This is a genomic window from Synechococcus sp. R55.7, assembly GCF_047461955.1.
Classification (GTDB): Bacteria; Cyanobacteriota; Cyanobacteriia; order Thermostichales; family Thermostichaceae; genus Thermostichus.
On the sequence record NZ_JANSIC010000039.1, the window covers coordinates 1 to 14,308 of the forward strand.

Annotated in this window: 10 protein-coding genes; 7 read left to right on the forward strand and 3 right to left on the reverse strand. The window is 60.3% G+C overall.

All coding sequences use genetic code 11. The annotated features are described in order from the left end of the window. The first annotated feature begins 171 nt into the window (after positions 1-171). On the forward strand, positions 172-2,040 hold the full coding sequence (locus NW820_RS03445; protein ID WP_414406682.1) for an ABC transporter ATP-binding protein: 1,869 nt from the start codon (positions 172-174) through the stop codon (positions 2,038-2,040). Between the two features lie 21 nt (positions 2,041-2,061). Here the strand turns inward: NW820_RS03445 and NW820_RS03450 are convergent, their stop codons facing one another. After that, positions 2,062-2,268 (reverse strand): hypothetical protein, encoded by a 207-nt coding sequence (locus NW820_RS03450; protein ID WP_041436551.1) that lies wholly within the window; start codon positions 2,266-2,268, stop codon positions 2,062-2,064. A 178-nt stretch (positions 2,269-2,446) separates the two neighbouring features. Here NW820_RS03450 and NW820_RS03455 point away from each other — a divergent pair, with 178 nt between their 5' ends. The 3 genes from NW820_RS03455 to NW820_RS03465 all read left to right on the forward strand — a co-directional run bounded on the left by NW820_RS03455 (position 2,447) and on the right by NW820_RS03465 (position 5,003). Continuing rightward, positions 2,447-2,818 (forward strand): hypothetical protein, encoded by a 372-nt coding sequence (locus tag NW820_RS03455; protein ID WP_041436554.1) that lies wholly within the window; start codon positions 2,447-2,449, stop codon positions 2,816-2,818. 198 nt (positions 2,819-3,016) lie between these two features. After that, entirely contained in the window at positions 3,017-4,528 is a 1,512-nt protein-coding gene (locus NW820_RS03460; RefSeq protein ID WP_011433294.1) for an AAA family ATPase, read from the forward strand. A gap of 124 nt (positions 4,529-4,652) precedes the next feature. Further along, positions 4,653-5,003: a DUF1257 domain-containing protein gene (locus NW820_RS03465; RefSeq protein WP_414406683.1), complete on the forward strand. Its 351-nt coding sequence runs from the start codon at positions 4,653-4,655 to the stop codon at positions 5,001-5,003. 123 nt (positions 5,004-5,126) lie between these two features. On the opposite strand, the gene NW820_RS03470 is transcribed toward NW820_RS03465, so the two are convergent. Then, entirely contained in the window at positions 5,127-6,365 is a 1,239-nt protein-coding gene (locus NW820_RS03470) for a phosphoglycerate kinase (protein ID WP_414406684.1), read from the reverse strand. Positions 6,366-6,572: 207 nt separating this feature from the next. On the opposite strand from NW820_RS03470, the gene pds reads away from it, so the two are divergent. The 3 genes from pds to NW820_RS03485 all read left to right on the forward strand — a co-directional run bounded on the left by pds (position 6,573) and on the right by NW820_RS03485 (position 9,926). Continuing rightward, positions 6,573-7,991 carry a 15-cis-phytoene desaturase gene (pds, locus tag NW820_RS03475; protein ID WP_414406685.1) on the forward strand — a complete coding sequence of 473 codons (1,419 nt, stop codon included), beginning with the start codon at positions 6,573-6,575 and terminating at the stop codon, positions 7,989-7,991. 156 nt (positions 7,992-8,147) lie between these two features. Further along, positions 8,148-9,035 (forward strand): phytoene synthase, encoded by an 888-nt coding sequence (locus NW820_RS03480; RefSeq protein WP_414388869.1) that lies wholly within the window; start codon positions 8,148-8,150, stop codon positions 9,033-9,035. Positions 9,036-9,110: 75 nt separating this feature from the next. After that, positions 9,111-9,926, forward strand: a complete 816-nt coding sequence (locus NW820_RS03485) for an ABC transporter permease (RefSeq protein ID WP_414342371.1) — start codon at positions 9,111-9,113, stop codon at positions 9,924-9,926. On the opposite strand, the gene NW820_RS03490 is transcribed toward NW820_RS03485, so the two are convergent. Then, on the reverse strand, positions 9,923-14,308 hold a 4,386-nt coding region (locus NW820_RS03490), incomplete at its 5' end, for a Zn-binding domain-containing protein (RefSeq protein ID WP_414406686.1). The genes NW820_RS03485 and NW820_RS03490 overlap by 4 nt on opposite strands.

The following is a 14,308-nucleotide window of genomic DNA, read 5'->3' on the forward strand; positions in this document are numbered from 1 at the left end:
CTGAAGCGGCCAGTTTTCCGTCCGTCCCAGAGCCATTAGGGGTGCAGCTATAGCCATTCCCAATGGCGAGGAAACCCTTGCGGATCCCAAACTCCCTCTCCCTCAGGGAGAGCGCTTAGAGTAGATCAGTGCTCTCTATGAGTTGTCTTTGTTGTTCTCGGGTGTAAGCCTGTGAGCCTTGCCGCCTCTCCCCCCGATACCGATTTAAGTAGGGATCCCCGCCCTCGGCGAGAAAGCGATTGGCGGCTGCTGCGGCTGCTCTGGCCCTACGCCCGTCGGCACCTGAAGCTACTGTTGGCCGCCTTGGCCTTTCTGCCTCCCTTGGCGCTGGCGGATGCGGTGCAGCCTCTGATCCTACAGCGGGCTCTGGATGGCCCCATTGCCCGAGCGCTGGAACGAGGTGAGGCCGGGATCCTCTCCGGCCTTTGGCCCTATGTGGGGCTGTTGATCCTAACGGTACTGGTTCGCTGGCTCTTCCAAGCCCTGGAAGGGTATGTCAGCCAAAAGCTGGGGCAGTTGATGACCCGCGACATCCGCGACGATCTCTTCGCCCACATTCTGGCCTTGCCGGCTCAGTTTTTCGACCGCACCCCGGTGGGCAAGTTGATCACCCGCATCACCAGCGACGTGGAAGCCTTGGGGGATGTCTTTTCCACCGGTGCCGTCGGCATTGTCAGCGACCTGTTTACTCTGGGGGTGATCGCGGTGGTCATGCTCAGCCAACGCTGGGATCTGGGCTTGCTGCTAATCCTCATCGTCCTGCCCATCAGCGCTGTTGTCCTCGAGTTGCAGCGCCGCTTTCGGGATGCCAACTTTCGCGTGCGCGAAGAACTCTCCAAGCTGAACTCCTGGATCCAGGAGAACATCTTGGGCATTACCGTGGTGCAACTGTTTCGGCGGGAGCGGCTCAATAGCGAGATTTTTCAAACCATGAACCGCCGCTACATCCGGGAAGTGGATCAAACCATCCTTTATGATTCTGCCCTTTCTGCCGTTTTGGAGTGGGTCTCTTGGCTGGCCGTGGCGGCCCTGCTCTGGGTGGGCGGGCAGCAGGTGATGTCAGCCGGTAGGGGCTCACTTGGAGGGGGATGGACGGGATCCCTGCCCCTGCCCAGGGAACCCCTCACCTTCGGTAGCCTCTACGCCTTTATTCTCTTTTCGCAACGGTTTTTCAACCCGCTGCGGCAGTTGGCGGAAAAGTTCACCGCCCTGCAGGCGGGGTTCACCGCCGTCGAGCGCATCGATGCCATCCTCAGCCTGCCGGTCGCCATCCGGGATCCCGCTCAGCCCCGCCACTTGCCTCCCAATGCCAGAGGAGAGGTGCAGTTCGAGCACGTCTGGTTTGCCTACAACCCCGGGGAGTGGGTGCTCAAAGACCTCACCTTCACCATCCGCCCCGGAGAAAAAGTGGCCCTGGTGGGGCCCACGGGAGCCGGGAAAAGCTCCATCATTCGCTTGCTCTGCCGTCTCTACGACGTAACCCAGGGATCTATTCGCATTGACGGCGTTGATATTCGGGATCTCCCCCAGGCTGAGCTGCACCGCCACCTAGGGGTAATCCTGCAGGATGGATTTTTGTTTTCCGGGGATATCCAGCAAAACATCACCCTAGGAGAGAAGGCAGATCTAGCGGCAGTGGAGCAGGTCGCCCGCCAACTCAACCTGCATGACTTCCTCCGCAATTTGCCCCAAGGCTACGCCACCCCTGTGCGAGAGCGGGGCAGCAACCTCTCCAGCGGCCAGAAACAGCTTATCAGCTTTGTGCGGGCCATGTGGCGGGATCCCAAAATCTTGGTTTTGGACGAAGCCACCGCCAGCCTGGATGTGGGCACCGAAGCCCTCCTGCAATCCGCTCTAGACACCCTGCTGCGGGATCGCACCGCCCTGATCATCGCCCACCGCCTTTCCACCATCCGCGATGTGGATCGCATCTTGGTTCTGCAGCGGGGGGAACTCAAAGAGCAGGGATCCCATGCCGAGCTCATGGCCCTCAGCGGGCTCTATGCCAGCCTCTATCGGCTGCAAGATCTGGGCGGCTAGCAGGGTGCTTCTGCCCAACCGTCAGCGACTGGCGCCAAAGCGAGACCGAATTGCCTTTAGGGTGGTGAAGCTGGCATCCGCAAACGCGATGCGAGCCTTGCAGAGTAACAGATTGCCGTTATCCACGGCAGTGTCTCTCAAGCTGGCCAAACCATCGCTGGCCTGCACCAGGGCACGGCGGCCCCAGCTAGAGAAATTTTTGCTGAGGGTGTTGATCAAGCGTTCCATAGGGATTGGACATTCCGCTCCTTGTCTTCCACCTAGCCTACTCCCCCAGCCGCAGGTATCCACAGAGGGCCATCAAGAAAATTGTTTGTTACAGATTGTTAAAAACTTGCCGTCAAGCCGGCAGACTGGCTATGATAGGCCCCAAGTTTGGCAAGCAATTCAAAGAAAGCGGTTAGCCATGAATCATCGGCCAGAGGTAGTGGAAGGCACAGAGTCCAAGCAGAAGGTGACCCTGTATCTCTCACCTGAGCTGCACCGGAATCTGAAGATTCGGGCTGCCGTGGAGCGGGAGCCGATGTCGGCAGTGGCAGAGAAGGCCATTACCTTCTATCTGCTTCACCCAGAGGTCATTGAAGGGGTACAAGGTAGCGCCTATCGTGTCCATCAATGTCCCAAGTGTAGTCACCCATTTGTTATCCGCGATGGAGAGGTGGTTTCCCTGCACCAGACATCGGCTGCCGAAGCCATCCTTGAAGAGGTGGAGCCAGAATACTGGGGATCGGCTGCTGGCTCGGAAGAGCAACGGCAGGATGCTCTGGTACCCTGCTAGAACGCTCCCAAGCAGGCCCCCTTCAGGAACTTGAGCTGATAGGAGCAGACAGCAACACAGAAAGCTTCTAAAATCCTCTCAAAATCCATCCAACAAGGGCGTACTCCCAAGTGCGATCCAATACCTAGGCAACTCGAACCCCATTTTTCAACCGTTCTGGCGGCTCCTGAAATTTCCCCTCTGCAGTTGGTGTTTCCCATGCAAGAGCTAAGCATCCTCATTCAAGCTCAATACCCACTGCTGTACCTGCTGACTCCAGAGGAGGAACGGGCAGAAGCGGCTCTGGCAGCAATTGCCCGCACCCTTAAGCCTCAGCGTCGCCTATTCATTTGGACAGTTACCCACGGCATCGTCGAATACGGCAACCCCCGCAGCCTCACCCAGCACAACACCCAATCCCCCCAGCCCGCCATCCAGTGGGTAATGGAGCAAAAGGATCCCGCCATCTGCGTCTTCAAAGACCTACATGACTTCTTGGACAACACCGAGGTGAAGCGCTGGCTGCGGGATGCTATTGCCAGCCTGAAGGGATCCCACAAAACCATCCTGCTCATGTCGCCGGTGCAGGTGATCCCGGTCGAGCTGGAGAAAGACATTTGCGTAGTGGACTTCCCCCTGCCGGACATGGCCACATTGGAGCGCGCCCTCAACCGCCAGCTGGAGCAGATCCCGCGCTCCCTGCCTTTGGCTCCTGATACCCGCGAAAAGTTGCTCAAGGCGGCCCTGGGCCTAACGCAGGACGAGGCAGAAAAAGTCTACCGCAAGGCTGTGGTGATGCATGGTCGCCTCACCGAGGCAGAAGTAGACATCATCCTCTCTGAGAAGAAGCAACTGATCCGGCGCAACGGCATTCTCGAGTTTATCGAAGAGGACGAGACCATCGACGCCGTTGGCGGTCTGGAAGAGCTGAAGCGCTGGCTGCTGCAACGTTCTGAGGCCTTCACTGAGCGGGCCCGCGCCTATGGACTGCCCCAACCCAAGGGTATGCTGATCCTGGGCGTGCCTGGCTGCGGTAAGTCGCTGATCGCCAAGACCACTGCCCGTCTCTGGGGCCTGCCCCTGCTGCGTCTGGACATGGGCCGCGTTTATGATGGCTCCATGGTGGGCAAATCGGAAGCGAATCTGCGCAGTGCCCTGCGAACTGCTGAATCTCTCGCCCCTGCCATCCTTTTCATCGACGAGCTGGACAAAGCCTTTGCTGGATCAGCAGGCTCCAGCGATTCTGACGGGGGCACCTCCAGCCGCATCTTTGGCTCTTTCCTAACCTGGATGCAGGAGAAGCGCTCGCCGGTCTTTGTCATGGCCACCGCCAACCGTGTGGACCGTCTGCCGGGCGAATTCTTGCGCAAGGGCCGTTTTGACGAAATCTTCTTCGTGGACTTGCCCAACATCAACGAGCGCATCGAGATCTTTCGGATCCACCTGAAGAAGCGGCGGCGCGACATCAGCCGCTTTGATCTGCGCCAGTTGGCCGCAGCCTGTGAAGGCTTCTCCGGCGCGGAGATCGAACAAGTTTTGATTGCTGCCATGTACGAAGCGTTTGCCCAGAACCGCGAATTTACCCAACTGGACATTTTGGCAGCAACGAAAGCAACTCAACCGCTATCTCGCACCATGACGGAGCAAGTGGTAGCGTTGAGGGAATGGGCCCAGCAGCGGGCTCGGCCTGCAGCGGCCTCTGTAGCCGAGTACCAGCGGCTGGAGTTCTAGGAGGAGGTGAGGATCCAAAGCTACCTTGACAGAAGCAGGGACGGCAGGGCCCAAACCTTCCCCAAAGAACAGTGCCCATTGTTTGTGTTGATGTTCCAACCCCTACACACAGGAGAGAAACACCATGTCTCATTTTAGCACCTTGCGTACCAAGATCACCGATAGCCAAATCCTGATCAACTCTCTGCGCGATCTCGGCTACACCGTTAAGCTGAACGCCGACGTGCGTGGCTACAACGGCCAGCGTGTTCGCGCTGACATCGTGGCTCAGTTGGAAGGCGACTACGACCTGGGCTGGTCGAAGAATCCCGACGGTTCCTACGACCTGATCGCCGATCTGTGGGGCGTGGCCAAGAAGCACAACCAAACCGAGTTGATCAACTCCATCAACCAAAAGTACGCCGTCAACAAGACCTTGGCCGAGGTGAAGCGTCCTGGCCTGAACAACGCCAACGTTAAAGTGGTGGTGCACTAAGCCGGATCCTGTCTCGCCATCGCTGCAGCGATCTACACCGACTAAAGTTAGGAGGGGCTGAATCCAGCCCCTACTTTTTGGCTTGGTTTTTGGATTGGAGGGGCTGCGACCCGAAGGAGGAACCTACGCTTCTGTGAGAGCGGCAATGCCGGGCAGCACCTTCCCTTCCAATAGCTCCAGGCTGGCTCCGCCACCGGTGGAGATATGGGTCATTTTGTCGGCCAGGCCCACTTTTTCCACGGCAGCCACCGAGTCTCCCCCGCCGATGATGGTGGTGGCTCCCGCTTGAGTGAGATCGGCCAGGGTGCGGGCAATGGCTTCTGTGCCCAGGGCAAAGCGGTCGAATTCGAACACGCCCATTGGCCCATTCCAGACCACGGTTTGGCACCCCTGCAGGGCAGCCTGGAAGGCTTTGATCGATTCCGGGCCGATGTCCAAGCCCATCCAATCCTCGGGGATGGCGTGGATGGAAACGGTCTGGGCCTGGGCATCTTTGTCAAACCTATCGGCTACCACCACATCCACCGGCAGCAGCAGCTCCACCCCCCGCTCTTTGGCTTTTTCCATCAGGGAGCGGGCCAGATCCAGCTTGTCGGTTTCTACCAGGGATTTGCCGGTCTTGAGGCCCTGGGCTTGGTAAAAGGTAAAGATCATGCCGCCGCCCAGCAGGAGCTTGTCCACTTTTTCCAGGAGCCGCTCAATGACGCCGATCTTAGTGGAGACTTTGGAGCCGCCGATGATGGCCGCCAAGGGGCGCCGCGGATCCTCAATGGCGCCGGAGAGGAATTGCAGCTCCCTTTCCACCAGGTAGCCAGCCACAGCAGGCTGGAGATAGGCGGTAACGCCGGCAGTAGAGGCGTGGGCGCGGTGGGCGCTGCCAAAGGCGTCGTTGACGAACAAGTCCGCCAGTGAGGCCAACTTGCGGGCAAATTCCGGGTCGTTGTCCTCCTCTTCTGGGTAGAAGCGAACGTTTTCCAGCAGGGCCACCTGGCCGTTTTCCAGGCGGTTCACTACCGCCTCGGCCTCAGGGCCGATGCAGTCGGGGGCAAAGGCAACCGGCTGGCCCAGCAATTGAGAAAGACGGGTGGCTACGGGGGCCAGGCTATTGCCCTCGCGAGCGATCTTAACCGCGCCTGTCTCTTTGTCTTTTTTGACGGGGCGGCCCAGGTGGCTGGTGAGGATCACTTTGGCGCCTGCCTGGGTGAGGGCCTGGATGGTGGGCAGGGAGGCGCGAATGCGGGTGTCGTCGGTGATGTTGCCCTGGGGATCCAACGGGACGTTGAAGTCGGCGCGCACCAGCACGCGCTTGCCGTTTAAATCAAAGCCAGATGACAGCAGGGATCCCAGTGTTTGTTTGGCCATCGTTGTTTTCCCCCGGACTGCAGAAAATCTTTATTTTTTCTTCCGTATGTATCCTACCAGCGATTGGGATCCCGGCAGTGAGACAGATGGGCTTCGGGATCCCCTTGTTCCGCTGCTTTTGCTGGGTCGGCCTTCCGTCTGCCCCTTGGCCCCGGCAATTGTAACGGTTTGCAAATAGAATAAAAATGTTGCTTTGTCGTTACCCTCATGCGTGTTGCCATTGCTGGTGGCGGGCTGGCCGGGCTGGCCTGTGCCAAGTATCTCTGCGATGCCGGGCATCAACCGCTCCTCTTTGAGCGGCGGGATGTTTTGGGTGGCCTGGTGGCTGCCTGGAAAGATGCCGACGGCGACTGGATCGAGACGGGGCTGCACAACTTTTTTGGCGCCTACCCCAACACGTTGCAGCTGTTCCGGGAGCTGGGCATCTCCGATCGCCTGCAGTGGAAGGAACACAGCTTGATTTTCAACCAGCCGGACAAGCCGGGCACCTATTCCCGCTTTGACCTGCCGGATATTCCCGCTCCTTTCAACGCCATTGTCGGCATCTTGCGCAACAACGACATGCTCACCTGGGGGGAAAAGGTGAAGTTTGCCCTGGGGCTGGTGCCGGCCATGATTCGCGGCCAGCGCTATGTAGAGCAGATGGATCGTTACAGCCTCTTGGAATGGCTGCGGCGGCAGGGTATTGACGAGCGGGTCAACACCGATATTTTCATTGCCGTCTCCAAGGCCCTGGCCTTCATCAACCCGGAGGAGATCTCGGCCATGGTGCCCCTGACGGCCTTGAACCGCTTTTTGCAGCAAAAAGATGGCTCTAGGATTGCCTACCTAGACGGCGCTCCCCCAGAGCGGCTCTGCCAGCCGATGGTGGACTACATTGTGGCCCGTGGGGGGGAGGTTCATCTAAACGCGGCGTTGCAGGACATTCGTCTCAACCCTGACGGCAGCGTGGCCGGGTTTTGCTTAGCCACCCCCTCTGGGCCGGTGGAGGTGACTGCCGATGCCTATGTCTCGGCCCTTTCGGTGGACGCGCTCAAGGAGCTGCTGCCGGCGCAGTGGTGGGGGATCCCCTTTTTCCAAAAGCTGCGTGAACTGGAGGGGGTGCCAGTAATTAGCCTGCAGATCTGGTTTGACCGCAAGATTACTCACATCGATCACTCCTTGTTTTCCCGCTCGCCGCTATTGAGCGTGTATGCCGACATGAGCAACACCTGCCGGGCCTATGCCGATCCGGAGCGGTCCATGTTGGAGCTGGTGCTGGCTCCGGCTGCCGAGTGGATTGATCGCGGCGATGAGGAGATCTTTGCCGCCACGCTGGAGGAACTGAAAAAACTCTTTCCCCAGCACCTTACCGGCCCCAACCCCGCCCGCGTGCGCAAGTGGGTGGTGGTGAAAACGCCGCGCTCGGTCTACAAGGCTACCCCTGGCAGACAGCAGTATCGCCCCACTCAAGTTACCCCTATTCCCAACTTCTTCTTGGCGGGCAGCTACACCCTACAGCCCTTCCTGGGCAGCATGGAGGGGGCCATCCTCTCCGGCAAGTGGGCGGCGGAGGCCATCAACAAGGGGATCCCGTTTCAACGCGCTTCTGTCTCGGCCTCAACTCTGGCAGCTGCGGGGGTCTAGCTCTCCGCCGTCCGCCTCCTATGCCTTTTGAATCTTTCTTTTCCCCACAACCTCTTCTAGGCTATCCGCGGCGTCCGCTTTCCCGTAGTGTTGATATGTGCCCTCGCCGTTCCTCTTCCTTCTCTATCCTGGCCCTGTGCTCCTGGAGATAGCCAGATGAGTCCGCTTGAGCAATCTTTTGCCCTCTGTCGCCAGATTACGGCCAAGCACGCTAAGACTTTCTACCTGGGATCCCTGCTCTTGCCCCAGTCCAAACGGCGGGCCATCTGGGCCATCTACGCTTGGCTGCGGCAAACCGATGAGTTGCTGGATGGACTGGAAGCCAGCCAGGCAGAGGTGGAGGTCACCCGCAGCAAGCTGGAGCAGTGGGGATCCCATCTGGAGTCGCTCTTCCAGGGAGGCGAGCCGCAAGTCCCCACGGACCTCGCTTTGATCCACACCATCCGCACCTACCGCCTTTCCATCGAGCCGTTTCGCGAGATGCTGCGGGGGCAGAGCATGGACTTGGATACGCGGCGCTACGCCACCTGGGAGGATCTGCGGGTCTACTGCTACCGCGTGGCCGGGGTGGTGGGGCTGATGTGCTCGGAGATCATGGGGTTTGTGCCGGGCCGGGATGGCCGCGAGGAGGCGGTGGCGCTGGGGATCGCCATGCAACTAACCAACATCTTGCGGGATGTGGGAGAGGACGCCCGCCGCGGGCGGATCTACATCCCCCTGGAAGATCTGCGCCGCTTCAACTACTCCGAGCGGGACCTGTTTAACTATGTTATTGACGAGCGCTGGATGGCTTTGATGGACTATGAGATCCGGCGGGCTAGAGAGCTCTATGCCCAAGCGGAACGGGGGATCCCTACCCTGCAGCCGGACTCCCGCTGGCCGGTAGCCGCTTCCTTGATGCTCTACCGGCAGATTCTCAACGCCATCGAGCGCAACCACTACCAGGTTTTTCGCACCCGCGCTTACGTGTCCACTCTCAGCAAGGCATTGGCGCTGCCGGTGGCCTGGTGGCGGTCGCGGCGCTCCAACTACTACGGTTACTAGTAGGGAGCAGCAAGCAGTTCCCCACGGCCGCGGCAGCAGAAAACAAGAAGACCTCTAATACAGCGAAGAAAACCTATGGTAAGCCGTGCCCTGACCCTACCCTATCAGCGAATCTGGGAAGACAGTTTAACCATCTTCTGGCGCGACTGGCTGGATCTGCGGGGGCGAGTTTGGCAGGTGGTGGCCTCGGGGCTGGTGGCTCCCCTCATCTACATTGTTGCCTTTGGGGTGGGCCTAGGGGGATCCCTGCGGGCCGAAGCTTTGGCCGAGGTGGCCGGATCCACGGCGGCAGGTTCTTATTTGCGCTTTATCTTGCCGGGGATGGTGGCTCTTTCAGCCATGACCATCAGCTTTGCCGGCACCACCTTCTCCATTTGTGGATCGCGGCTATTTACCAAGAGCTTTGAAGAGCTGCTGCTGTTGCCGGTGCACCCCTTGTCTTTGCATCTGGGCAAGGTGCTGGCGGGCATTGCCCGCGGCCTGCTGACGGCCTTGGGGGTGTTGGCGGTGGGGGTGCTGGGTACGGGGGCCTGGGGCCTGCTTCACCCCTTGTCGCTGTTGGTTCTACTTTTGGATTGCGCCGTCTTTGCCGGCATTGGGGTAATTGCTGGCTTGAAGGTGCCCAGCCTGGAGAGTGTGGGCGTGCTAACCAACTTTTTGATTACGCCCATGTCTTTTCTGGGGGCCACCTTTTTCGATCCCGCCCAGTTGCCGACCTACCTGCAGGTGCTGGTCTATTGCCTGCCCCTTTCCTACGCCAGCATTGGCATGCGGGCAGCCGCCTACCAGCCGCTTGCGGAGTTTCCCTGGTACACGGTGGGAGTTTTGGGCGGCTTGGCGGTAATCCTGGCTTTTGTGGGAGCTTATCTGTTTTCCCACCAGCAGGACTAGCTGCCCTTGCCAAATACTTCTGGGTAGCGAGCCAGCTGCTCTTGCAAATCTTGGTTGTAGCGCAGAACAAGCACGCGGTAGCCCCGTCCCTGCAGCTGCGAGCGCAGTTGGCGATCCCGTTCCGCTTGGGCAGGCTGGTCGTGGACTGGGCCATCGCAGAAGATGCAGATGTTGGGGCTGTAGAAGAAGTCAACGACGCAGTCGGGATCGGCAATGGCTTTCTGGGCATCCTCAGGCAGCCGATACCCTCCTGCTGCCAGCGTTTCGAGAAAGCGGCGCTCCAGTTCAGAGCGAGGGTCCAGGAGCTGGCGCAGCCACTCCAGGTGCTCTTGGCGGGAGCGACCCAGGGAGCGCAGCTCGGTGCGGCTGTTGGCCAGCAGGCCCAAAAGATCCCGGATCTGATAGCGGTCAAGCTGCAGCGCTTCCCGTTGGTTGGCATAGCTGAGCAGGCATTCGTAGCAGGCTGCTCGGCATTCGGGCCGCAGGTCTTGGATCCCGGCCTCTGAAAGCTGGAAGTGACAGATCTCCAGCGCCACTTGGGCCACTTCCGCTAGAGCCTGGGGCTCTTCCACCAGGCGCCGCAGGACGCCAGCGCCCCCTTCTGCTGTTTCGTAGAAGAGCATGGCCTGATGGGATCCCTGGCCGATGCACTCGGCGGCCAGCTCTGTCTCTTCTAGCTCAAAGGTCTCTTCGATCCCTCGCTTGAGGGCATAGCGCAGGGTGGTCTCCAGGGCCTGCGGATTCTCCACCCCTGGCTGAACTAGGCGCACCAGCAACAGGTTTTGGGTACTGCGCACCGCCAGGCGAATGGACTGCAGGGGGACTGGGTTGGACGAGCCTGCCCTGTTCCGCTCAAGCTGATCTCGCGAGGGAACTTCCCCATTTTCAAAGTTGACCAAAAAGCCGCGCCCTCCACTTCCCCGCCAGCCGTGGTTGATGCGTAGCAGGGTGGCCGCCGGGGCATAGCGCAACTGCAGCAGGGGAGTTTGTCCGCTCAGCACATCAGCTTCTTGGACGCGGTAGCCAGAGCTTTCGGGAGCAAACTGGAAGAAGGTCTGCAGCTCGTAGCCTTGCCGCCGCCGCTCCTCTTCGTCAGCTGTGATGCGATTCCGCCGCCGCATGCGCACATTGGGCATTTCCAGAAGCTGGGTAAAGAGGCTGTTTTGCCCATCGAACTGGGTGCCGCAGACGGGGCAGCAATCCAGGTGGGGATCGGCAAAGGCCCCACAGCTAAAACAGAGCTTGTGGCTACTTTTGCGCTCCTCCAGGCCGCCGGGCGGAGCCTGAAACGCCACTGCTTCCCACTGGCAGCCCTCATGGTAGAGGAAGTTGTGGGGAGCAAACTCGCGGATAGCCAAAAAGCGAGGCCGGGCGATGAACTCGCCCTCGCTGCCGCGGGGCACCCAGGCCCGCACCGGCAAGGCAGGGAAGTTGTAGCCGGGCAAGAAGCCTTCGCTAGCCAAATAGCGGTAGGGATAGAAGTCGCTTTCCTCCCGCTGGGTTCCAATCTGCAGCAGCAAGTTGCGCTGGCGCAGGGCTTCTTGCTGGCGGCGCTCGGCTTCCTGTTGGTCTTTCTTTTGGCGAGTCGTCTGGAGCTGGCGGTTAGCGGCTTCCAACTGCTGCGTGGCAGCCCGATAGAGCTCTCGCCAGCGATCGAAAGCTCGGTCAAAAGCCTGGGGTGCCTCTTCAATGACCTGCTGAAGCCAGCGCTCGCTAAACCAGCCGCTTTTATCTAGGAGTTGGCGATCGGCGGCCAGCAGCTTCTGCACCTGCTCCTTCACTTGTTGGCGGGCAGACTCCTCAAGTTGGATTTGCTGGGCCACTGTCTCCCTGAGGGGCAGCTCTTCCCGATCCGCGTCGATGACGGTTTCAATGGAATTGCCTAGGGGCAGGCGCACCTGAGCCAACCAAACGGCGTGGATGTGAGCGCGCAGCAGCGATTCGTTGGCTAGATCCAGGCGGGGAGGGCGCACGCGACCGGCCACCATCTCGGGGCGGCGGCGGAAGTAGTACTGGTCGTGGCTATTGAAAGCCCCGCAATAGGTGATGATGAGTCCCGGCTGCCCCTGGCGGCCTGCCCGACCGCTGCGCTGGGCGTAGTTGGCGGGTGTGGGGGGCACGTTGCGCAGATGCACCAGATCCAAATCGGCAATATCGACCCCCAACTCCAGGGTTGGCGAGCACACCAAATAGGGAAGGCGTCGAGCTTGATCCTCCCCGCGAAAGCGCCTTTCTCGCTGCTCCCGCTCTCCTGGCCGAACCACTTGGGCAGTGTGCTCCCTAGCCTCCAGGGATCCCAGCCCTGCTGCCCCGGCCTGGTAGAGGCGCTGGAAAAAGAGATTAACGGGGCGGCGGGCAGAGGAGTAGCCGCTCTGCTCGGCCCGGCGGGAATACAGAGGATCTGGCGGCGGCGAGCCATCGCCCAGGCACCAGCGCAGACAGCCAGCGTTGAGCTGGTAGGCTTCCTGGCCATTCTCCGAGTGGCGCCGCAGCAGGTCGTAGCTAACTAGGAGAGAAAGCAGGGATCCCAGAAGCTCGTCGTAAGCTTCTCTGGTCAGCTCGAGATACTTGATGAGAAAGCGCCCAATAGCGCTGCGGTGGCCCAGGCTGAAAGTTGTTATGTCCTTTCCGTCGCAGCTTTGGCGGGCAAACCAGGTGGCCGTCCGCAGCTCGTCGTACTCTTCTAGGCCCCAAAACTCGTTGAGGTGTTGCTCGGCCCGTCGGCGCAGCGTTCTCTGGGACTCGGCTTTGAGCAGGCGCACATCGATGGCCAATTTGCGCCGAAACTGATCCAAAACAGCCCGCAGCAGGCGTTCCCGCTCCTCAACCTCGGCCTGGACAAACCAGGGGTGGAGAGGGGCTAGGGCCGAGCCTTGGCAAAGCTCCCTGAGGCTGCGGTATTCGATTTTCAACAAGCCCACCTGTTCCAGGTTGGGGTGGGTAACCCGCCAGCCGCGCCGCAGATCCTCGTAGAGCCGGTATTCGGTTAGCTCCGTAAAAGCCTGCCAGACCTCTTGGGCAGCCGGCGACTGGGGATCCAAATCGGGGTTTTGGGTAATGTCGGCAAGGCTCAAGCCTGAGGCCTGCACCACTGCCGGGGCTACCTCTGAGAAGTCCAGCTCTTTTTTCTCCTGCAGGGCAGCATAGAGCGCGGCCCGCAAAAGGGCCACGTGGACAAAGTCGTTGAAGTGGCCGGCCTGCAAGGAGGCATCCTGGCGGTTGTCGGTAAAGGTGAGCAGCTTGCCGCGGGCTGCACCCGTCTGAGCGGCATGGCGCAGCAGAGAAGTGGCCAGAATGGTGGTGGCGCTGGAGCGGCCTTCGCTGGAGAGGGAAGCCAGCTTGGCGAACTCCCGCTCCCGCCCACTGTAGTACTCGCCGCAAGCTAGGCAAAGAGAAAAGGGCTGGGGCTGCCACCACAGCTTCTGGGCCTCTGCCTGAGGCACCTCGGAAAAGGAGCCGTCCGGGCGTACCCAAACTGCTTGGGGGACGCGCTTTTTCCAGTGGGGTTTGAGCCGGTTTTCAGGGGTGTACCAATCTTCCGGGATCTGCTCTGGCGACCACTCGTTGTCAATGGGATCCAAGCTGAGGTAGCCGGCCTGCTGGTCTTCGCCTTCCTCAACCTCTTCCCCCAGAGGATAGGGCAGGAAGTGAGTCTTTGACCTGAGGACGTGGTAGTAGTCCTGGCCACAGTGGCGGCAGAACTTGACGGGGAAAAACAGCTTTCCTTCCCCTGCTTGCACTTGTCCTTCCAGGGAAAACTGCCGCTTGTCCCGACTTTCCAGGGTGGCATAGAGGGTGCGGCCCTGGGAGATAAACTGGTGCAACTTCAAGGCCGGGCCGCGGCTAGAGCCCTCCCGCAGGCTGCTGGCGTGGGCCAGAAACTGGCGTAGGGACTCGGTGCAGCTCTCAGGGGTAGTGCTGGTCAGCTCTGCCAGTTGGGCGGCTACCTTGGAAAGCTTCCTGGGCACGCGGCGCCTGAAGCTGCCATCGGGACTTTGCTCCAGGCCCAGCTCATACTCTAGCCAGCGCATCAGGGGATGGCGGCGCAGATCGGCCTGGTTTGTAGGCCAAGGCAAGTCCAGGGCGCTCTTCAGCTCTGCCACCGTGGGTGGGCCGCCCTCGGTGAGGGGGGCCAGGGTTTCCTCAATGACGTGCTCCGGCCCAAAGGGATGGCCGAAAAAGCGGCTGGCAAAGGCGGCTACAGTCTGGCGGCGCTCCTGGGCGTCGGCTTCTGGTCGGGAGATCATGGTGGCGCTGGTGCCAATATGCACCAAGTTCTTGGCCCCACAGCGTCCTTTTAGGCGGCGAACCAGCATGGCCACATCCGCCCCTTGCCGACCCCGGTAGGTGTGCAGCTCGTCAAAGACCAGAAAGCGCAGCCC